General features: G+C 70.6%; 18 protein-coding genes and 1 tRNA gene. 10 read left to right on the top strand and 9 right to left on the bottom strand.

Annotation, left to right across the window (positions count from 1 at the left end; genetic code table 11):
* Nucleotides 1–60 precede the first annotated feature (60 nt).
* Both DVS28_RS02905 and DVS28_RS02900 read left to right on the top strand, forming a co-directional pair.
* Nucleotides 61–1,704, top strand: coding sequence for an AfsR/SARP family transcriptional regulator (locus DVS28_RS02905; protein ID WP_114590123.1), 1,644 nt, complete (start codon nt 61–63; stop codon nt 1,702–1,704).
* 19 nt (nt 1,705–1,723) lie between these two features.
* A complete protein-coding gene (locus DVS28_RS02900) occupies nt 1,724–4,231 on the top strand; it encodes a LuxR C-terminal-related transcriptional regulator (protein WP_164709858.1) in 2,508 nt (835 codons plus the stop codon).
* 261 nt (nt 4,232–4,492) lie between these two features.
* Here the strand turns inward: DVS28_RS02900 and DVS28_RS02895 are convergent, their stop codons facing one another.
* From DVS28_RS02895 to DVS28_RS02885, 3 genes are all read right to left on the bottom strand, one after another.
* Nucleotides 4,493–5,002, bottom strand: coding sequence for a hypothetical protein (locus DVS28_RS02895; protein ID WP_114590121.1), 510 nt, complete (start codon nt 5,000–5,002; stop codon nt 4,493–4,495).
* Between the two features lie 2 nt (nt 5,003–5,004).
* On the bottom strand, nt 5,005–5,469 hold the full coding sequence (locus DVS28_RS02890) for a hypothetical protein (RefSeq protein WP_164709857.1): 465 nt from the start codon (nt 5,467–5,469) through the stop codon (nt 5,005–5,007).
* Nucleotides 5,470–5,587: 118 nt separating this feature from the next.
* Complete coding sequence (locus DVS28_RS02885; protein ID WP_164709856.1) at nt 5,588–6,268, bottom strand: hypothetical protein; 681 nt, start codon at nt 6,266–6,268, stop codon at nt 5,588–5,590.
* 299 nt (nt 6,269–6,567) lie between these two features.
* Between DVS28_RS02885 and DVS28_RS02880 the strand changes: the two genes are divergently transcribed.
* A complete protein-coding gene (locus tag DVS28_RS02880; RefSeq protein WP_216826353.1) occupies nt 6,568–7,419 on the top strand; it encodes a tyrosine-type recombinase/integrase in 852 nt (283 codons plus the stop codon).
* Between the two features lie 75 nt (nt 7,420–7,494).
* Here the strand turns inward: DVS28_RS02880 and DVS28_RS02875 are convergent.
* Nucleotides 7,495–7,571, bottom strand: a tRNA-Arg gene (locus tag DVS28_RS02875).
* A gap of 113 nt (nt 7,572–7,684) precedes the next feature.
* Here DVS28_RS02875 and DVS28_RS02870 point away from each other — a divergent pair.
* Entirely contained in the window at nt 7,685–8,230 is a 546-nt protein-coding gene (locus DVS28_RS02870; RefSeq protein ID WP_164709855.1) for a hypothetical protein, read from the top strand.
* A 3-nt stretch (nt 8,231–8,233) separates the two neighbouring features.
* Here DVS28_RS02870 and DVS28_RS02865 read toward each other — a convergent pair whose 3' ends face one another.
* Complete coding sequence (locus DVS28_RS02865; protein WP_164709854.1) at nt 8,234–9,805, bottom strand: phytoene desaturase family protein; 1,572 nt, start codon at nt 9,803–9,805, stop codon at nt 8,234–8,236.
* 115 nt (nt 9,806–9,920) lie between these two features.
* Between DVS28_RS02865 and DVS28_RS02860 the strand changes: the two genes are divergently transcribed.
* Nucleotides 9,921–11,387, top strand: coding sequence for a DNA-3-methyladenine glycosylase 2 family protein (locus tag DVS28_RS02860; RefSeq protein WP_114590115.1), 1,467 nt, complete (start codon nt 9,921–9,923; stop codon nt 11,385–11,387).
* Nucleotides 11,384–11,881, top strand: coding sequence for a methylated-DNA--[protein]-cysteine S-methyltransferase (locus tag DVS28_RS02855; RefSeq protein WP_164709853.1), 498 nt, complete (start codon nt 11,384–11,386; stop codon nt 11,879–11,881). Before DVS28_RS02860 ends, DVS28_RS02855 begins: the two co-directional genes overlap by 4 nt.
* A gap of 97 nt (nt 11,882–11,978) precedes the next feature.
* Here the strand turns inward: DVS28_RS02855 and DVS28_RS02850 are convergent, their stop codons facing one another.
* Entirely contained in the window at nt 11,979–12,284 is a 306-nt protein-coding gene (locus DVS28_RS02850; protein ID WP_114590113.1) for a hypothetical protein, read from the bottom strand.
* A gap of 102 nt (nt 12,285–12,386) precedes the next feature.
* Here DVS28_RS02850 and DVS28_RS02845 point away from each other — a divergent pair, with 102 nt between their 5' ends.
* Nucleotides 12,387–12,950 carry a CGNR zinc finger domain-containing protein gene (locus DVS28_RS02845; protein ID WP_114590112.1) on the top strand — a complete coding sequence of 188 codons (564 nt, stop codon included), beginning with the start codon at nt 12,387–12,389 and terminating at the stop codon, nt 12,948–12,950.
* 32 nt (nt 12,951–12,982) lie between these two features.
* Nucleotides 12,983–13,678 (top strand): maleylpyruvate isomerase family mycothiol-dependent enzyme, encoded by a 696-nt coding sequence (locus DVS28_RS02840; RefSeq protein ID WP_114590111.1) that lies wholly within the window; start codon nt 12,983–12,985, stop codon nt 13,676–13,678.
* Here DVS28_RS02840 and DVS28_RS02835 read toward each other — a convergent pair whose 3' ends face one another.
* Nucleotides 13,679–14,518, bottom strand: coding sequence for an alpha/beta fold hydrolase (locus DVS28_RS02835; RefSeq protein ID WP_114590110.1), 840 nt, complete (start codon nt 14,516–14,518; stop codon nt 13,679–13,681).
* A gap of 201 nt (nt 14,519–14,719) precedes the next feature.
* Here DVS28_RS02835 and DVS28_RS02830 point away from each other — a divergent pair, with 201 nt between their 5' ends.
* Nucleotides 14,720–15,616, top strand: a complete 897-nt coding sequence (locus tag DVS28_RS02830; protein ID WP_114590109.1) for a haloalkane dehalogenase — start codon at nt 14,720–14,722, stop codon at nt 15,614–15,616.
* A gap of 22 nt (nt 15,617–15,638) precedes the next feature.
* Here the strand turns inward: DVS28_RS02830 and DVS28_RS28085 are convergent, their stop codons facing one another.
* Both DVS28_RS28085 and DVS28_RS02820 read right to left on the bottom strand, forming a co-directional pair.
* Complete coding sequence (locus tag DVS28_RS28085; protein WP_164709852.1) at nt 15,639–15,887, bottom strand: hypothetical protein; 249 nt, start codon at nt 15,885–15,887, stop codon at nt 15,639–15,641.
* A gap of 92 nt (nt 15,888–15,979) precedes the next feature.
* Entirely contained in the window at nt 15,980–16,213 is a 234-nt protein-coding gene (locus DVS28_RS02820) for a hypothetical protein (RefSeq protein WP_114590108.1), read from the bottom strand.
* 216 nt (nt 16,214–16,429) lie between these two features.
* Here DVS28_RS02820 and lon point away from each other — a divergent pair, with 216 nt between their 5' ends.
* Entirely contained in the window at nt 16,430–18,946 is a 2,517-nt protein-coding gene (lon, locus tag DVS28_RS02815) for an endopeptidase La (protein ID WP_114590107.1), read from the top strand.
* The last annotated feature ends 3 nt before the right edge of the window (nt 18,947–18,949 follow it).

The raw sequence follows: 18,949 nt of genomic DNA, 5'->3' as shown, positions 1-18,949 counted from the left end.
CACGAGTCACGCTGGAGTCGATGCTCGGAAAGACGGGCATCGAGGGGTGAGGACACGACAATGAACCAGCTGATCAGGGCAAGCGTCGAGGGTGCGACCACGGTTCGGGTCAGCGGGAGGACAGTGCCCCTGTCCACGGCAGAACGCCAGGTGCTGGCGGCGCTCCTGCTGGACCCGTCGACGGGCGTGTCGATCCGGACACTCGAGACGTTGCGCTGGGGTGACGACCCGCCCCGAACGGCCCGTCAGTCCCTGCAGAACACCGTCTCCAGGCTTCGCGCCAAGCTGTCGGCCGACATCGACCTGGCGTTCGACCGGTATCGCCTGGTCACCGCCGTGGAGACCGACGAGGACCGGCTCTTGCGCCTCGCCACCGCGCTCGAGGGAGGCATGCCTGCCGATGTGGCCGACCTGCCCGGTGTCCCCGAGTGGTTCGCCGATCTGCCCGTCATGCACGAGACCCGTCGTGCGGCCGAGCGCCTGGACACCCTCCTGCGGCGCTGCACGGTCGCGCGCATCGTCGCCCTCGAGGCTGCGGGGGCGGTGACCGAGGCCCTGTCGTTGGCCCACGAGCTGCGGGCCGCCGACCCATCCGACGAGTCCTCCTGGGTCCGTGAGATCGACCTCCACCTGCGGGTCGGCCGACGGCTGGAGGCCAGCGCCACGTATCGTCGTGCCCGCCGTGAGCTGCGTCATCACTGGGGGATCGAACCCGGTCCGGACCTGCGTCGGGTCGAGCAGCGGATCTTCCAGGCGACCACCACACCAACGGTCGACACGAGCGTGCCGCTGGTCGGTCGACTCGACGAACAGCAGCGCATCCAGCGACACCTGACCGCCGGACGGACGGTGCTGCTCCACGGGGCGCGTTGGTCGGGCAAGACACGGCTGGCCACGGCGGTCGCCGATCGCTGGCCGGTCACCGCCACGGTCGTGGACTGCGGACGAAGCCGCCGGACACCGCTGGCTGCCGTCGAGGACGTGACCGGCGACCCGGTCCGGCTGACCGACCGGATCGAGGCGCGCGAGCTGCTGTCCCGGATGGTCGACCGTGTGCGCAGCACGCTGGACGACACCGGCCTGCTGGTGCTCGACGACGTGGACCGGTTGGGTCCGCTCAGCCGGGAGGTGTTCGCCCGCGCCCTGCGGAACGCCGACACGCGGGTGCTGGCGACCTGCCGGCAGCGAGGCGGCGCGGTGCCCGGACGGGACGACGTGGTCGAGGTCGCGCTCTCCGGTCTCGGGCTGGAGGAGATCGGGCGCCTCGTGTCGGTCGATCAGGACGCGGCGAGGATCCTGGACCAGCTGACCGGGGGCAGCCCGGGCCTGTTGCTGCTGCTGGTCGAGGCGACCGGTCGCACGGGGGTGGACCTGCGGATGCTGGACCGCCTGGTCACCGCCGAGCGCGTCCCGCCCCCCATCGCCGACGCCCTCCTCAGCCGCATCGCAGGCATTCCACCACACGTCCTCGCCATGCTGGAGTCGCTGGCCACCGCCGGCGCGACCGGGGTCCCCTTCATCGACCGGCTGGCGCTGGACGAGGGGGCACCGGGGATCGTGCGCATGGACGGCGCGGCCCGGCCGGTGTTCTGCCATCCGTTGTTCCGACGCGTCATCGTGGACCGGCTGCCCGAGGGGCTGCGCAGGGAGGTCGACCTGTTGCGGGTGGCCGAACCTGCCGTGCCCGCGTTCGCAACCGCGTAGTTCGGTACGCTCCGTGGCGTTGAGTGGGGTTCATGGCGCGGGCGCACCCGTCCTCCCCGACGGCCACGTCGCGCGGGGGCGGCTCGTCCGCCGGCTGGCGGAGCACCGGATCGTCGTCATCCGTGCCAACGGGGGCTGGGGCAAGTCGACGCTGGCCGCCGAAGCGGCGGCCCGGCACACCGGCGAGGTCACCTGGGTCGACCTTCGCGACGTCGACCTGGACCATCAGGGGGTGCTGCGCCGCCTGCTGGACCCGCTCGGCATGGACGGGCTCGTCGGCGACGAGCGCGACGACGACGAGGTGGCGGCCGCGGTCGAACGGGTCATGCAACGCCGTCGCCCGACTGCGCTCGTCGTGCTCGACGAGGTCGGACCGACCCACTGGTCGGCCGTCCGGCTGCTGGGGCGAGCCCTTCCCGAGCCCCACCGCCTGCTCGTGCTCGGACGCCGAGTCCCCGACGACGACCGCACCGAGGCCGACGCGTGGCCGCGGCTGACCACGAGCGACCTTGCGTTCACCGTCGACGAGCTGCACCTGCTGCTGGTCGAACGGTTGCCCGGCGGTCTCCCGGATGTCATGGTCGAGCAGCTCTGCGTGGCCACCGGTGGCTGGTCGACGGCCCTGCGCGCGGTCGTCAACGCGCTGGGACGCAGCCCCACACCCCACGACCTGGGACGCCGGCTGCTGGAGGACAACGTCGTGCTCGACGCGTTGGTCCGCGACCTGGTGGATCCCCTCGACGACGACGCGCGTCGCCGCCTGGGCGCAGCAGCATGCCTTCCGTTGCTGGATGCCCGCCTGGCGAGGGACCTCGGGCTGGCCGACACGATCAAGGCGGCCGCCGAGCTCGGTGTGCCATGGGAGACGCCCGCGGTCGGACCGTGGACCCTGCCCGACCCGGTTGCGGACCTGCTGCGTCCGGCCGATCCCCTGCCCCTGGCCGAGCTGCAGCCGCTGACGGTGGGGCTCGCACGCCACGGCCGGGTGCTGGAGGCCGCCAGGCTGGCCGTCGAGCACCACCAGTCCGATGTGGCCGGCAGCATCGTCGCTGCGGCGTCGATCGATGACCTGCGGGGGTCGTTCAAGCCGTCGATGCTGGCGTTCCTCCGGTCCCTGCCGGACGACGTCATCGCCCGCCATCCGCGAATCGACATCCAGGTTGCCCGGCTGTTGACCCTGATGGCCGCCTACGGGGAGCGCAACGCGTTCGTGCTGGACCGCGCCCCGAGGTGGGAGGACTCGCACCCTGCTGTGGCGGCGGCCATCCATGCCGAGCGGTACCGCGACCTCGCGTACTTCTCCGCCACGCCGGATCCGGCCGACATCACCGCGGTGGAGGCGTTGCTGGCGGCCGCCACCGACCTGGAGACCCGCTGCCGGCTCGAGCAGGGGCTGGCGCTCCTGCTCGCCCGTCGCGACGGCGTCGACGCGGCCGAGGCCGGCCTGCGGCGCGCAGCCGAGACGGCGGAGCGGTCCGGCGACCGACACCAGGCGGCCCTGATCCTGCGGGACCTGGCCTGGGTGGTGCTGCTGGAGCAGGGCAGGCTGCGCCAGGTCGTCGCCACGTTCGACCGGGTCGAGGCGATGCTCGGGCCGGGGACGACGATGACGGCGTGGCGCATCAACCGGGCCGACACGCTGGTGACGCTGGGCGAGCTGGAGGCCGCCGACCGTGACCTCGACATCGCCGCCCGTCAGGCCGAGCTGCAGCACGACGACCAGCACGTGGCCTACGCGGCGTGGGCGAGGGCAGGGCTGGATTCGATGCGCGGTGAGCGGCTGCGGACCCTTGCGGCGGTGCAGCGAGCCGAGCAGCTGGCCGGCGACTGGATGGACACGGTGACCGGGGTGCTGTTCCTGTCGCAGGTGGCCGATGCCCTGGCACGCGTGGAGCTGGAGGAGGAGGCCCGCGAGCGGCTGGACGCGGCACGGGCCCGCCGGGAGGAGGACGACCGCGCGGTGCGGGTCGCCGAGGCGTCGGTCGAGGTTCGCCTGGGTGCCCCCGCGGCGGCGCTGGCGGCCGTCGAGCGGCTGGACGCCGACGAGCTCGAGCCGTTCGAGGTCCCGCGCATGCTGCTGCTCGAGGCGTTCGCGAGGCATCGAGCGGGGCTGGAAGCCAGCGATGCCGTCGGTCGGGCGTTCGCGGCCTATCAGGCGCAGGGGCTGCTGGAGGTTGCGTCGCTGGCCGAACCCCAGGCGTGCCGTGCGTTGATCCCGCTGGCGCGCAGCCTCGGCGCGCCCGTCCCAGAGGGTGTCGTCGGCGGCAGCGGACGACCCGGACCGGCGGCACCGGGGCCTGAGGGCCCCGACCTGGCGGCCGTGCTGTCGGACCTGCACGGCCTGCGCCCCCGAGAGGTCGAGGTGCTGCTGGCCCTTCGCAGCGGCGGCACCAACGCCGAAATCGCGGGGACCCTGGGCATCAGCCCCGCGACGGTCCGCAAGCACCTCCAGCGGGCCTACGCCGCCCTGGACGTCCGCTCCCGCGCCGAGGCCCTGGTCCTGCTCTCGCACATGGAACACGGCTGACCGTGGCGGCAGGGCCCTCCGAGAACGACGAACGCCTCCCGGAGAACCGGGAGGCGTCGCGCTGGCGGGCTCAGAGGGATTCGAACCCCCGGCCTTCTGTTCCGTAGACAGATCATGGGGCTCCGTGGGCGTCCGGGTTTCTCCGGAAAGCCCCGGATCCATGGGGTCTGGGGCTACTGACCCCGGTGTCGCTCCAGCCGCGTCCGGCTGGCTACGGCGCCGCGTCTTAGCAGTCCTGTTGGCAACAAGCTCTGGGGCGCCCTACGAGGCTGACTGTGGCGCCTTCGCCCACTTGGCGTTCTCCGCGAACAATTCGCTTGCCCGCTCCACCGCCTTGTTGCTTCCCAATGCCCAAGCAACCGTGTGACCATTGACGGCAGATCGACCCGGAGCCCGGGCGACATCTCGAAGCTCCTCGTCGGAGAGTTGCGCCATATCGTCTCTCATAATGCCCACGTTCGCCTCTCGACGCAGGAGGCCGGCAGCAATGCTGACAACTCCCCACGCAGGGCGCGAGGTCATCCACGCCTCGAGAGATCTGTGATCGGCGTACACAACCTCCGCGAGGTACAGAGACAGGGTCTTCTGGGGATACCCATGGAGTTCTGACTTCTTCGCCCCGGCAAGGTCGAAGACACGACCGGTGATTCGCGGACACCCGTCCGCGTCGGTGGTAGTCCAGTCCAGTCCGTGGGCAGGATTGACTTGCCGAAGCAGCAGCATGTCATCCGCGATGGCGGGGTCGTCTACGAGGACAACCGGTTGCGGCATGCTTAGCTCGCCCTGGTCGTCCCGTGCACTTGAAGGAACAGGGCGCTCAGGTCGGTCGGCACCTCGTCATCCACCAGTATCTGGGGCTCCGAGCCAGCCGCGTAGATAACCTGAACTTCCCCATGGGGCTCAAAGTCGATGAATAGGTAGTGCCCGACCTGCGCATACCACTCCACCCGAACCCCCCCGGAGTTTCTAGGGGCCACGACCGGGAGCCTCGGTACACGCATGCTCTTGACGAAGCGGCTTGCAGCAAAGAGGGCGTCTGGGTCAATCGCAGGTGCCCAGTCAAGGTCCCAGTCCTCCTCGAGGTCTCCGAGTCGCTCCACAGCCTCAACAGCTGCTGAAGTCAAGACTGGCTTCATCTGCGCCCCCCGAGCATCAACGACGACGTCCATCACGATCCGTTCTGCTGTGGACGGTTCCACGCCCAGCAGGCTGGCCCCGATGCTGTTCCAAGGGTCCATGGCAACTTGCATCCGCGCTTTGACTCGTACGGCATGCTGTCGTGCTGAGACATGCACGGATGCAACCGCGGACCGGGGCGCCCAACTACTCGAGGACGACCTCCAAGACTCATTCGCGCTACGCACCTTCATCGTCGACCCCCACATCAGTTCCCACCCTCGGCAGATCTGCCTTCTTCATGAGCTCTTCTGCCTGAATTTCCTTCTTCTGTGCGCGCTCGATGACCTTCGCTAGGCGCTGCAGCTCGTCGCGGTCCAGTGTCACAAAGAGTTCGGTGAGCTGGGCGCCGTTCCAGTAGGTCAGCTGGAGCGAGTGAAGCACAAGGCCATGCGTGGCCTTGGGCTCATTGCCCTCGGTGAATACCGGTCGGATGTCGGTAAGGATGCGGGACTCCCACAGCAAGTTCTGGTTTGCATCAACCAGGTCGGCAGCCCGGGCATGGGCTGCGAGGGCTTCCCAGGAGAGCATCGCGCCCACCCGGTCGGCCAGAGCCTGTTGCTGCTCCTCATCCAGACCGTGCATGAGGCGCTCGTCCGCAAGGATGGCCGCCCGCATCTCACTGACAGTGTGGTCGCTCTTCCGCTGTACCTGCTTCAGTGGGGTGACGGCCGCCACAAGTCGGTCCCCGGACTCTCGGCTCTCACCGTCCAGTGCGCCCGCCCAGGAACGAGCCGCACGCGGGAAGGTTGTAGTCCGCACGGCATCATGAAGATCTTCGAACTGTTCCAGGGACAGGTCGGCCAGCCAGCGCAAGGTCTTGGCTGGTCCCAGGGGCACGTGCAGATCAGGAACGGTCATTAGGCTCGCGAGCGTAGCCCCGCCGGGGGCCTACGTGCAGATCGGTCGATGCCATCTGTACGCACTTTTACAGGACTGCTGAATCACATTGGTTGAACTACAACGCTGTAGTAACACGTCTAAAATCGTCTAAAAGACCAGAAAAGTCTTGAAGGGCCCCGTGACACGTCAAAGCCCAAGTGAATTAGCGAACGGGACAGAGCTCTAGTCCGGGCGCTTCCGGACTGTTACGCTGGTTCGGCCAGAGGAGGTTGCCGCCTCCCCTGGGTAGTGTGTTGCTCAGCGATCTGACCCCGGCGATGTTGACCGCCCTGTACACCGATCTCTATCGTGCTGGCGGTCGCGAGGGCACCTGTCTGTCAGTGCAGACCGTGAAGCTGGTGCACATGGCAGTTCGCAAGTGCTTGGCCGACGCGGTCGACGCAGGCGAACTGCGCGAGAACCCTGCGGCGAAGTCCACGCGACCGACCCGCGATCAACATGCCGCGATGGCGCTGCCCGGCGGAGGGAAGGGTCTGCGCTACCTGGACCGTCGCCAGGTACGCGTGCTTCGGAGCGGCCTTGCGCCGGATCAGCCAGTCTCGCCAGTCATCGAACTGGCGATCGCCACAGGTCTGCGACGCGGGGAACTACTCGGTCTGCGCTGGCCGGACGTGATGCCCGAGGGTGAGGCGGACGGTCAGCTGCGGGTCCGTCAGACCCTCGTCATTGTCGGTGGGTCACCTCGATTCTCTGAGCCCAAGACGGCGAAGTCCCGCCGACAGTTCCGACTCGGAGACGAGGGGCAGCGGGTATTGCGTCAACAGCGTGCTCGACAGGCCGAGTGGCGGCTGTCCTGGCCCGGTGCTTGGGGCAACGACCATGACTTGGTGTTTACGCGTGAGGACGGCGCGCCGCTGCACCCCGATGCGGTCAGCAAGGCGTTCCGGCGGATCCGTGACCGCCTCGCCCTTTCACAGGTCCGGTTCCACGACCTACGGCACACCCACGCGACGCTGGCCCTCGAGGCGGGATTGCCGGTTAAGGTGCTGTCCGAGCGGCTTGGTCACTCGTCCGTGCAGATCACTTGGGACACCTACGCACACGTGATGCCGGGCCAGGACGTGGAATTCGCCGACAGGTTCGACAAGCACGTCTACGGCACCGGTTGAGCACTGGTGTTAGCACCGACGCTGCCGCGCCAGTCCCCAGAAACACGAAACCCCCGGGTGGCCGGGGGTTTCGTCTGGCGGGCTCAGAGGGATTCGAACCCCCGGCCTTCTGTTCCGTAGACAGATGCTCTATCCAGCTGAGCTATGAGCCCATGCAGGGAGTGGACCCTGCGGGACGAGTAAGAGTAGCGGCTGTCAGCGGATCGGGCCACTCCCGGCGTGACCGACCGGCCACCCCACCGGCGGCGGTAGCGTGCGTCCGAGCATGACCGCCTCGCCCGTCACCCCTGCCGCCCGCGCGCTGTACTCCTCCAGCGGCGTCGTCCTGATCGAGGACGGGCCGCTGGTCGTGGTGGCCGACCGCAAGCTCGTCGGTCCGGCGGTCGGCGCGTTCGTCGTCGGCATGGTCTGGGTCATCGCCGTCGGGGGCATGACGGCGGCGGCCGCGACCGGGGACCTGCCCCTGCATCCGCTGGTCGCGATCCTGGCGCCGTCCGTCGTGCTGCTGCCGCTGCTCGCCGTCTTCGTGCGAGCGCTGCAGACCGCCCGTCGGCGACCACTCCAGGAGCTGGCCGTGTCGGCGGTGTTCGACCGTGCCGCCGGCCTCCTCCTGGATCCGACCGGCCGACCCATCGCACCCCTGACCCACGTACGGGTCGGACGTCGCGTCCAGATCGGGTCCAGCTCACCGGCGCTGGTCGCGCGGATGCCCGACCGCACGATGGTGCTGGCCCGCCCCTCCCCCTTCGCGGGCGGCATGGGCGACCTCGACCGGGTCCTCGTGGTAGCGATCGGCCAGCCCGCCCAGTGAGCCCTACCGGCGGCGCAGCGGGTGGGTCTTCAGGACGGCCTTGGCGGCCGCACGACCCGGGGTCCCCGCCACTCCCCCGATCGGCGCGGTCCCCGCACCAGATATGAAGAGTCCGCGCACCGGCGTGGAGTGGCCCCCCAGCGCCACGGTCGGCCGGGCGCTGACCAGCTGGTCCAGCGACAGGTCGAGCACCATCGGGTGGGCGCCCGGCCAGCGCAGCTCGGCCTCCATCAGCTCCGGCGTCCGGATGGCGATGCCCCGGATGGAGTCGCGGAACCCCGGCGCGCGTCGTTCGACGGTGTCGATCATGCGCTCGGTGAACTGCTCGGCGACCGCGTCCCACCCTCCCCGCACCTGCGCCGGAGCCGCCGGGCAGGCCAGGTAGACCGTGTGGTGCCCCTCGGGTGCCAGCGTGTCGTCCATGGCGCTCGGCGTGAACGCGTAGGTGGGCACGGGGTCCTCGGGCAGCCGGCGGTCCTGCGCGGCGCTGAAGGCTCGCTCGAGGGAGGGGAAGTCGTCGACGTAGGACTGCAGCCCCATCCAGTCCGCCGGCTGGGCGTCGGGGTAGGCGGGCAACCGGTCGGTCGCCACGTGCACGACCATCTGCACGGCGTTGCCGGCATGGGCGACCCGCAGGTCGTCGGCCACCTTCCCCGTCAGCGGCGGATCGAGCAGGTCGAGCAGCGCCATCCGGGGGTCCAGGGCCGTCACCACGACATGGGCGGCAAGCCGCTCCCCCGACGCGAGCTCCACGCCCTGCACCACGCCGTCGCGCTGGACGATCCTCGTCACGTCCGCGCTGGTGCGGATGGTCCCGCCCCACGCCTCGAGTCGGCGGGCGAGCGCGTCGGACAGCGCCTGTGCCCCGCCCACTGCGTGCCACTGGCCGTGCCGGTGGTAGACGGCCTGCCAGATCGCGGAGAACGCCGTGCCGAAGTCGTTGGGACTGGCGTTGCCGTGCGCGGCGAAGGCCCCGATCGGCGCCATGACCGCGTCGGTGGTCAGGTACCGGCGCAGCAGCGCGCCGTAGGGCATCAGCAACGTCGACGCCAACGAGAACGGGCCGCCGTGTCGCTGCAACGCCCGGAAGACCGGGAGGATCCGGTCGCCGGCCATCGCCAGCTCGCGCCTGGCCGACGCACCGGCGTTCACCCCGGCGACGGCCAGCCGCACGATCGGCATGGCGTCCTCGACGAACCGGCGGTAGCCGTCGACGTCGGCCGGTGCGACCTCGGCGATGGAGTCCAGCGTGGCCTCGACATCGCGCCAGAAACGAATCGTCTTCCCGTCCGCCCCGACCGAGACCGCGAAGGGGTCCATCTCGCGGTACTCCAACCCCATCTCCGCCAGGCCAAGCTCGGCGGGGATGTCGGTCATGTTGATGATGTTGTGGGCCGCGGAGTGCGTGTCGAAGCGGTAGCCGGGGATCGTCTCGTCGGTCCGTGACCCACCTCCGACCTTGTCGGACTGCTCGAGCACGGTCACGTCGATGCCCGCCCGGGCGAGGTAGCAGGCGGCGACGAGGCCGTTGTGGCCACCGCCGACGACGAGGGCGGTGGGAGTTGTGGAGCGCACGACCTCGACTTGTACCCGGTCCGACAGCGGTTCACCTGTGCGGGACCGATGGACGTCCACTGCGCTGTCCGAATTCCGCCAGACCACAACCGGTGGTGGTGCCAGACTGCGAGACATGACGACGACCGGGCCGACCGCCACCGACTTCGACAGCTGCTATGCGGCCGTCGCATCGCGGGACCGTCGCTTCGACGGCCGGTTCGTCACGGGCGTGCTGACCACCGGCATCTACTGTCGACCGTCCTGTCCGGCCCGCACCCCCAAGCCCGAGAACGTGCGCTTCTTCGCCTCGACCGCGGCAGCCCAGGACGCCGGCCTCCGCGCCTGTCGCCGGTGCCGGCCGGAGCTGGCCCCCGACCGCCCCGAGGTGGACCCACGGGCCGACGTTGCCGCGAGGGCCCTGCGCATGATCGAGGACGGCGCCGGGGACGAGGGGGTGCCGGCGCTCGCTGCCCGGCTGCACGTCAGCCCCCGTCAGCTCCAGCGGATCACGACGGCGACCTACGGGGCAGGGCCGGCGGCGCTGATCACAATGCGGCGCGTCCGGTTGGCCCGGATGCTCCTCGACCAGACCGACCTGCCGGTGACTCGCGTGGCCTTCGCCGCCGGCTTCGGCAGCGTCCGGCAGTTCAACGACGCGTTCCGCCGGACGTTCCACGCCTCGCCCACGGACGTGCGGCGCGGACGTCCGGCCGGCCCAGCGGCGGTCAGGGTGGCGCTGGCGGTACGGCAACCCTTCGCCCCGGAGCCCGTCCTGGACTGGATGGCGCTGCACGACATCCCCGGCCGCACCGGCGTCGCCGACGGGGCGGTGCGCCACACGACCGACGAGCAGGTCGTGTCACTGCGTCCAGTCGTGGCGGGAGGAACCGCCGACGTAGCTGTGGAGGTCGTCGCGGCCGAGGGGCACGACCCCGACCTCGGCCGGGCGGTGGCGCTGGCCCGCCAGGTGTTCGACCTGGACGCTGACATCGACGCGATCGACCGTGCGCTGGGCGGCGACGACCTGCTCGCTCCGCTGGTCGCTCGACGGCCGGGCCTGCGGATTCCGGGGGCCGCCGACCCGTGGGAAGGACCGGTCCGGACGGTGCTGGGGCAGCAGGTCTCCGCCGCGGCCGCCACGACGATGATGGGGCGCCTGGCTGCCCTGTCGGAGCGGCCGGGTATCCCCTCCCCCTCGGTGGTGCGGGACCTGCCGCTCGAACCGGCGATCGGCCTGACCCGCCAACGGGCGGGGGCGGTCCGGGCCCTCGCTGCCGCGGTCGACGACGGGCTGGACCTGGCCCCCGGCGCCGACCCCGATGCGGTCCGCGACGCCCTGTTGGCCCTCCCCGGCATCGGACCGTGGACGGCGTCGAGCATCTGCTTGTTGACCCTGCGCAACCCCGACGCGTGGCCAGAGGGTGATCTTGCGCTCCGCCGGGCCGTCGAGGACCTGACCGGCGCACCCGTCACTGCTCGGGAGCTCGATCGCCTGGCCGAGCGCTGGCGTCCGTGGCGCGGCTACGCCGCCATGCACCTGTGGACCCACTACCTGGACGACACCCCCACCCCCACCAACGGCCTCGAGGAGACATCGTGACCACGACCCTGCACCACCTGAGCGTCCCCACCCCGACCACCCCGCTGACGGTGCTGCTCGACGGCAACACCGTCGTCGCGTCGGGCTTCGCGTCGGCCGACGCGCTGCGGGAACGACTGTCGGAGCCAACCGCCCTCGTTGCGGCACCCGCGGACCATCCGGTCGGCACGGCCCTGCGTGCGTGGCTCGCCGGGGACGAGGGGGCGCTGGACCGTGTCGAGGTCAGCCAGCCGGGCACGGACTTCCAGCAGCAGGTGTGGGCGGCGTTGCGAGCCATACCGGCCGGCCGGACCCGCAGCTACGGCGAGGTTGCGGCGGCCGTCGGTCGGCCCGGCGCATCACGGGCCGTGGGATCGGCATGCGCCCGGAACCGCCTCGCGCCGTTCGTGCCCTGCCACCGTGTCCTGCCGGCGGACGGCGCGACCGGCGCCTACGCGTGGGGCGCCGACGTCAAGCGCTGGCTGCTGGACGCCGAGGCCTCGGCGACGACCTGATCCGGGCGACGACGGCTGCCGAACGCCAAACGGCCGCACCTCCCGTTCGGGATGGTGCGGCCGTGCGTGTGCAGAAGGACGCCGGATGACCGGCCGGTCAGCGAACGAGGTGGGCCGTGATGGCGTGGAGGTTGGGGTCCAGGACCTCGTGGGCGCGGGCAACCGCGCCGTCGCTGGCGCGGGGCAGCGCCCACATGGCGAGGCGCTCGACCAGCGGTGCGGGTTCACCGGCGCGGGGGCGCAGCCGGTCGGCGCGGGCGGGATCGGCGTCGGCGGTCAGGATGGCCACGGCGGCCAGCGTTGCGTCGTCAGCGCGTGTCTGTCCGACCAAACGGGCGGCGACACGGCTGGCCAGGCGGAAGCGGGCGGCGTCGAGGACGGGGCGGGCGGTACGTGATTCCACGATGACTCCTTGCCCTGGCCCGCGGCGGGATGCGGGCCAAAGTAAGATCCATTTGTGCGAATTGCACATTACCGACGATAGCCCCTCCCCGTAAGGCCCGCAATGGATTTTGCCTCTTACTCCGAGATCGCCCTCGACCTCGCGAACGTCGAGCCCTACGACGACCCGGACGACGACGGCCTCCTCGACGTCCTTCGGACACACTTCCCGAAGATGGCCAAGCGGCTCAACGACGCCGACCTCCCCCCGCTCCGGGAGCTGCACGCCCGCTTGCGCACGATCATGCAGGCCGAGGACGAGGCGGTCGCCGTGGAGCAGCTGAACATCCTGCTGCTGGCCAACCCGATCAACCCCGAGATCTCCGGGCACAGCCACGACGACGGGCGCGAGGACCAGTGGCACCTGCACCTGTCCCGCGACACCGCGTCGGTGTCGGCCCACGCGGCCGCGGTCAGCGCGATGGGGCTGACGGCCGCCCTGATCGACCACGGGTTCGACCGACGGGGGACCTGCTCGCACACGACGTGCCACGACGTCTACATCGACGGGTCGCCGGGCGGGACCCGTCGGTACTGCTCGGACTCGTGCCAGAACCGGGCCAACGTCGCGGCCTGGCGGGCCCGCAAGCGCGCCGAGGCCCAGCAGGACGCATCCGCCGAGACGTAGAGAACGGGCTCGGTTCGGGCAGGCTGGTGTCCATGAGCGCCTCACCCCCCACCGTCCTGCGCCAGCGTGCCGCCCTGTGCGACATGCTCGACGCGTTGTCCGATGCCCAGTGGCACGCCGAGACGTTGTGCGAGGGGTGGGATGCTGGTGACGTGGTCGCCCACCTGCTTGTGCGCGAACGCGAACCCATCCCCGCGATCGGGATCGTCTTCCCGCCGTTGAGCGGACTCCACGACCGTCGGATGGCCGCCCGCAAGGCGCGGGGTCGTGAACGGATGATGGCTGATTTGCGCGGCGGACCGCCGCCGTGGATGCGGCTGCCGATGCTGCGCGACGTCCAGGTGGGCGAGGACTGGATCCACGGTGCCGACGTCGCCCGCGGCGGTGCGGCGTTGGCCGACGGCCCGACGATCGTCCCGTCCGACGGGACCGAGGACGCTGACGTGGCCACCCTGTTGTGGAAGGCCGTGGGCCGGTTCGCCCCCCTCACCCTTCGTGGGATCGAGGCCGCCGGCGTGATCGACCTGACCGACGGCACCACCCATCGGACCTATCGCGTGGGTGGCCCAGTGGCCCGGTCCGCCAACGGTGCCGCACCCGACCTGACCGTCACCGGTCCGGTCGGCGAGCTCGTGCTGTTCGCCACCGGTCGCCCGAACTGTGACGTCACCCTCGACGGGGACGAGGCCCTGCGCGAGGCGATCGAGGGCGCCCGCCGCAGCGTCTAGTCAGCCGACGTCGGTGACGCCGTCCGCCCCGACCGGGCGGGCGGCCCAGGCGGTGTCGACGAAGCGGATGATCTCGTCGGTCAGCCGCTGGGGCCGGGTGCGCAGCTCCAGCGGGCTGCGGGCCTTGAGCAGCGTCCCGTTGGGCAGCTGACGGGCCAGCCGGGCGGCGTCGGTGTGGGGGTGCAGTGGGTCGGACTGGTGGCCGATGATCAGCGCCGGGGTGCGCATGGCCTGCCGCTCGTTCTCGTCGGGCCCCATCGGCCCCATGAGCAGCCCGTGGAGGACCGCCTTGATCTCGTCGGGGTGCTTGGAGACCGCTCCCAGAAAGCTGTCGACGGTCTCGTTGCCGGTACGCGGCAGACGGGCCATCCCGGCCGTCGCCAGGCGGGCAACCGGGCCGCCCCAGTGCATGCCCAGCAGCAGCGGGAGGAACATGATCGCGGCGAAGGGGGTGGCGTTCTCGAGAACGGGCATCTCCAGCAGCATGGCCCGCACGCGTTCGGGGTGCCGGTACCCGGTCATCAGGCCGACGCCCGCCCCGAGCGACACGCCACCGACGACCGCCTCGTCGACCTCGAGGTGGTCGAGCACCGTGATGACGGCGTCGGCGTAGTGGTCGATGCGGTGGGCGCTGGCCCGACGCGGCTTGTCGCTGCGGCCGTGGCCGAGCATGTCCACGAGGACCACGCGGTGACCGGCCTTGGCCAACGACCGGGCGAGCGGGCGGTTCACCCCGGCGTCCAGCAGCAACCCGTGGACCAGCACGGTCACCCGCGGACCGGTCCCGTGTTCCTCGTAGGACAACGTCCAGCCCTGGTGGGTCACCGTGCGCAGCTTCATGTGTTCAGCGTGCCACGTCCCACCCCCCGCGTGTCGCCTCACCGGCGCACGGGACCGCTCAGCCAACACACCTCGGAGGCTTGTCGCCTCACCGGCGCACAGGACCGCTCAGCCAACACACCTCGGAGGCGTGTTGTTCCACCGGCGCAGAGCGCCAGCCAGACGACACACATTGGAGGGGGGTGTGGCAGGCTGCGGGCCATGGAGCTGCTGACCACCCCTGCCGACCGTTTCGACAACCTCCCCGACTGGCCGTACGCCAGCCAGCGGGTCGACGTCGGCCACGGCGCGCACATGGCCTTCGTCGACGAGGGGCCGCGCGACGCCGCGCCGGTGTTGCTGCTGCACGGCGAGCCGACCTGGTCCTACCTGTATCGCCACATGATCCCGGTACTGCTGGAGGCGGGCCACCGGGTCGTCGCGCCCGACCTGATCGGCTTCGGCCGCTCCGACAAGCCGGCCGACCGGGCCGACCACTCCTTCGCCGCCCACGTCGAGTGGATGACCACGTTCGTCGCCGAGGCGTTGGACCTGACCGACATCACTCTCTTCTGCCAGGACTGGGGAGGGTTGATCGGGCTGCGCGTCGTGGGCGAGCAGCCCGACCGCTTCGCCCGGCTCGTCATCGGCAACTCGGGGCTGCCGACCGGCGACCAGGAGATGCCCGAGGCGTTCATGCGGTGGCAGCACTTCAGCCAGACCGTGGAGTCCTTCCCCGTCTCGCCCATGATCCAGGGGGCGACCAACCGTGAGCTGACCCCAGCGGAGCTGGCGGCCTACGACGCGCCGTTCCCCTCCGAGGCGTTCAAGGAGGGGCCGCGGATCATGCCGTCGCTGGTGCCGACCTCACCCGACAACCCGGCGAGCGCTGCCAACCGCAAGGCGTGGGAGGTGCTGATGGCGTTCGAGCGCCCGGTCCTCACGACGTTCAGCGACAACGACCCCATCACCGGCGGCGGCGACAGGGTCTTCCACAAGCTGGTGCCGGGCACGAAGGGGCAGGACCACACGACGGTCGCCGGCGGCCACTTCCTGCAGGAGGACGCTGGCCCCGAGCTGGCCGCGATCATCAACGGCTTCGTCGACGCCACGGGGTGATGCCACCCGGCGCAGCGGCAGATCAGTAGCGCTGCTGCACGACCCTGGCCGCTGCCGCGATGCGGGTGACGGCCAGCTGGGCGTCCTCGGCCGGCAGCGCGAATCCGACGACCTCGGACTCGGCCTCGGCCAGGACCGCGGCCACGACCTCGTCGGGAAGCCCTTCGGCCTCGAGCACGGCCCTCGCGTCCTCGCCCACACGCATCGCGAAGTCCTCGTCGGACTCGATGCGTTCGGCGATTGCCGCAAGCGTCGCAGGGATGTCGGCCATCGTGGTTCTGCTTTCGAGCGAAGTCGGGGGACACCTCGACGCTAGGCGCTCCCGACCGCCGGTTCTCAAGATGTAAGAACTTGGGTTCAGCGTCACCGGTACCCGTCGAGCCGTTGCAGCTCTTCGGTTGCCCACGCGTGTGCACGGGCGGCGATCATCCGCGCGTCGTCGCTGAACGCCGTGACCTCCGACCCGTCGCCGAGCAGCACGTCCAGCAGCTCGTCCGGCAGGCCTGCATCCCGCAGCACCTTCGGCGCATTCCGTTCGACACCACGACGGAACCGGGCATCGAAGTCGATCCGGGCGGCGACATCGAGGACGTGCAACGCCCTCCGTCGAAGGAGGTCGGCTGGATCGGGTGGGCGCGGGTCGGCCCCGGGACGTGTCGTGATGTGTTGATCATCGGACCTGCGCCGCCGAGGGAAGCTGACGTTCCCGTGACACGTCGATTCCACGGTTCGCAAGAGAAAACTTGAGTGCATCGGGATTAGATCGAGGCAAGCTGTGGTTCAAGGTCCAACCATCGACGTAAGGAAGTAATCATGGTTGATCAGCTGGAGAGCACGGACCGTGCGCAGCTCACCGTCCCCCTGCTGCCCCTCCCCGGTGGAGTGGTGGTCCCGGGCATGGTCGTGACGATTGCGGTGGAGTCCGACGAGGCCAAGGCCGCCATCGCGGCTGCCGCCGACGCCGACGACCGCTTGGTCCTGGTCCCGAAGGTGGGCGACCGCTACGCCACCGTCGGCACCCTGGCCCACATCGACAGCCACGACCGGCTGCGTGGTGGCCGCAAGGGCATCCTCGTCCGCGGCCTCTCGCGGGCCGTCATCGGCACCGGCGCCACCGGCTCCGGCGACGCCACGTGGGTGCGGGTCGATCCGGTCCTCGACGACGTCGACCCCGACGACGTCGCGGACCTGACGCGCGACTACCGCGCCATCATCACCGGCATCCTCGAGCACCGAGGCGCCGGACGCACCCTCTCCACCGCCATCGAGGAGATCACCGACCCGGGGCAGCTGGCGGACACCGCCGTGTACTCCCCCGACGTCGACCTGGCGCAGAAGGTGGAGGTGCTGGAGACCCTCGACGTGACCGTGCGACTCGAGAAGGTCACCGCGTGGGCCCGCGAGGTCCTGGCCGAGCTCGACGTGCGGTCCAAGATCCGCGCCGACGTCGGCGAGTCGATGGAGAAGCGACAGCGCGAGTACATCCTGCGGGAACAGCTCAAGGCCATCCGCACCGAGCTGCGCGAGATGGGCGCCGGCCCAGCGGAGGACGACGACGGGCAGGACTACCGCACCCGCGTCGCCGAAGCCGCGTTGCCAGACGACGTCCGCACGTTCGTGACCAAGGAGATCGACCGGCTCGAGCGCACCAGCGAGCAGTCCCCCGAGCAGTCGTGGATCCGGACCTGGCTCGACCGGATCCTCGAGCTGCCATGGGGTGAGCGGTCCGACGACAACCTGGACCTCGATCGGGCGCGCGGCGTCCTCGACGCCGACCACACCGGGCTGGAGGAGGTGAAGGACCGCCTCATCGAACAGCTGGCAGTCCGCAAGCTGCGGATCGAGCGTGGCCTCGACGCGGCATCCGAACCCGTCGCCTCGTCCTCCCCGCTGGCCGACTGGCCAGCCGACACCGACACGGACACCGAAACCGGCCCGGACACCCCGACGGGCACGCCCGAGCCGGGTGCCGAACCAACCGACGACAACCCGCCTGTCGGCGACCCCGTCGAGGACGAGCAGCCCCGCGGTCGACGCGGCAGCGGGGCGATCCTCGCCCTCGTCGGCCCTCCCGGCGTCGGCAAGACCTCGTTGGGCGAATCCGTGGCCCGAGCGCTGGGTCGCAGGTTCGTGCGCGTCGCGCTCGGCGGTGTTCGTGACGAGGCCGAGATCCGCGGTCACCGCCGGACCTACGTCGGGGCACAGCCCGGACGCATCGCCAGGGCCATGACCGAGGCCGGTTCCATGAACCCGGTCGTGCTGCTCGACGAGATCGACAAGGTCGGCGGCGACTACCGGGGCGACCCCTCGGCGGCGTTGCTGGAGGTCCTGGACCCTGCCCAGAACCACACCTTCCGCGACCACTACCTGGAGGTCGACCTCGACCTCTCCGACGTGCTGTTCATCGCCACGGCCAACGTGCTGGAGACCATCCCCGGCCCCCTGCTGGACCGGCTGGAGGTCGTCACGCTCGATGGCTACACCGATGCCGAGAAGGTCACGATCGCCCGTGACCACCTGCTGACCCGCCAGCTGACCAACGCCGGCCTGTCGCTGGACGAGGTCGAGATCACCGACGAGGTCCTGCGCCACGTCGTGGAGGGCTGGACCCGCGAGGCAGGTGTGCGGCAGCTCGAACGGCAGCTCGCCAAGCTGACCCGCAAGGCCGCGGTCCGCATCGCGGCCGGGGATCCCGCGCCGATCGTGGTGGAGGACCCGTCAGCCCTGCTGGGCCGACAGAAGGTGTTCCGCGAGGACGCGACCGACCGGGTCGACGTTCCCGGTGTGGCCACCGGCCTGGCCGTCACCGGCGTGGGCGGCGACGTGCTGTTCGTCGAGACGGCTCGTCTGGACGACGACGGCGGCAAGGGCAGCCTGCACCTGACCGGGCAGCTCGGCGACGTCATGCAGGAATCAGCGACGATCGCGCTGTCGTTCCTGCGGTCCCACGCCGAGGAGCTCCAGCTCGACGGCACGGCCCTCGGTGGTCGGTTCCACGTCCACTTCCCGGCCGGCGCCATCCCCAAGGACGGGCCGTCGGCGGGCGTGACGATGACCACGGCGCTCGCGTCGTTGGTCACCGGCCGCAAGGTGCGTGCCGGCGTCGGGATGACGGGTGAGGTGACCCTGCAGGGCAAGGTCCTGCCGATCGGCGGGGTCAAGCAGAAGGTGCTGGCCGCCCACCGCTCGGGCCTGGACACCGTCCTGCTGCCCAAGCGGAACGAAGCCGACATCGACGACGTGCCCGAGTCGGTACGGGACGCCATGACGATCCACTTCGTCGAGGACGTCCGTGACGTCCTGTCCCTGGCCCTCGAGCCGGTGGAGTAGGCC

Source organism: Euzebya pacifica (assembly GCF_003344865.1).
In the GTDB taxonomy this organism is placed as follows: Bacteria; Actinomycetota; Nitriliruptoria; order Euzebyales; family Euzebyaceae; genus Euzebya; species Euzebya pacifica.
Note: the sequence above shows the minus strand (reverse complement) of the source record. Positions and strands in the feature narration are given on the sequence as shown.

Coding starts and splice junctions, on each gene's coding strand:
- DVS28_RS02880 (WP_216826353.1), top strand. CDS start 6,568: ATGTTGACCGCCCTGTACACCGATCTCTATCGTGCTGGCGGTCGCGAG.
- DVS28_RS02835 (WP_114590110.1), bottom strand. CDS start 14,518: ATGAAGCTGCGCACGGTGACCCACCAGGGCTGGACGTTGTCCTACGAG.
- DVS28_RS02870 (WP_164709855.1), top strand. CDS start 7,685: ATGACCGCCTCGCCCGTCACCCCTGCCGCCCGCGCGCTGTACTCCTCC.
- DVS28_RS02840 (WP_114590111.1), top strand. CDS start 12,983: ATGAGCGCCTCACCCCCCACCGTCCTGCGCCAGCGTGCCGCCCTGTGC.
- DVS28_RS02860 (WP_114590115.1), top strand. CDS start 9,921: ATGACGACGACCGGGCCGACCGCCACCGACTTCGACAGCTGCTATGCG.
- DVS28_RS02890 (WP_164709857.1), bottom strand. CDS start 5,469: ATGGACCCTTGGAACAGCATCGGGGCCAGCCTGCTGGGCGTGGAACCG.
- DVS28_RS02830 (WP_114590109.1), top strand. CDS start 14,720: ATGGAGCTGCTGACCACCCCTGCCGACCGTTTCGACAACCTCCCCGAC.
- lon (WP_114590107.1), top strand. CDS start 16,430: ATGGTTGATCAGCTGGAGAGCACGGACCGTGCGCAGCTCACCGTCCCC.
- DVS28_RS02845 (WP_114590112.1), top strand. CDS start 12,387: ATGGATTTTGCCTCTTACTCCGAGATCGCCCTCGACCTCGCGAACGTC.
- DVS28_RS02885 (WP_164709856.1), bottom strand. CDS start 6,268: ATGACCGTTCCTGATCTGCACGTGCCCCTGGGACCAGCCAAGACCTTG.
- DVS28_RS02895 (WP_114590121.1), bottom strand. CDS start 5,002: ATGCCGCAACCGGTTGTCCTCGTAGACGACCCCGCCATCGCGGATGAC.
- DVS28_RS28085 (WP_164709852.1), bottom strand. CDS start 15,887: ATGGCCGACATCCCTGCGACGCTTGCGGCAATCGCCGAACGCATCGAG.
- DVS28_RS02905 (WP_114590123.1), top strand. CDS start 61: ATGAACCAGCTGATCAGGGCAAGCGTCGAGGGTGCGACCACGGTTCGG.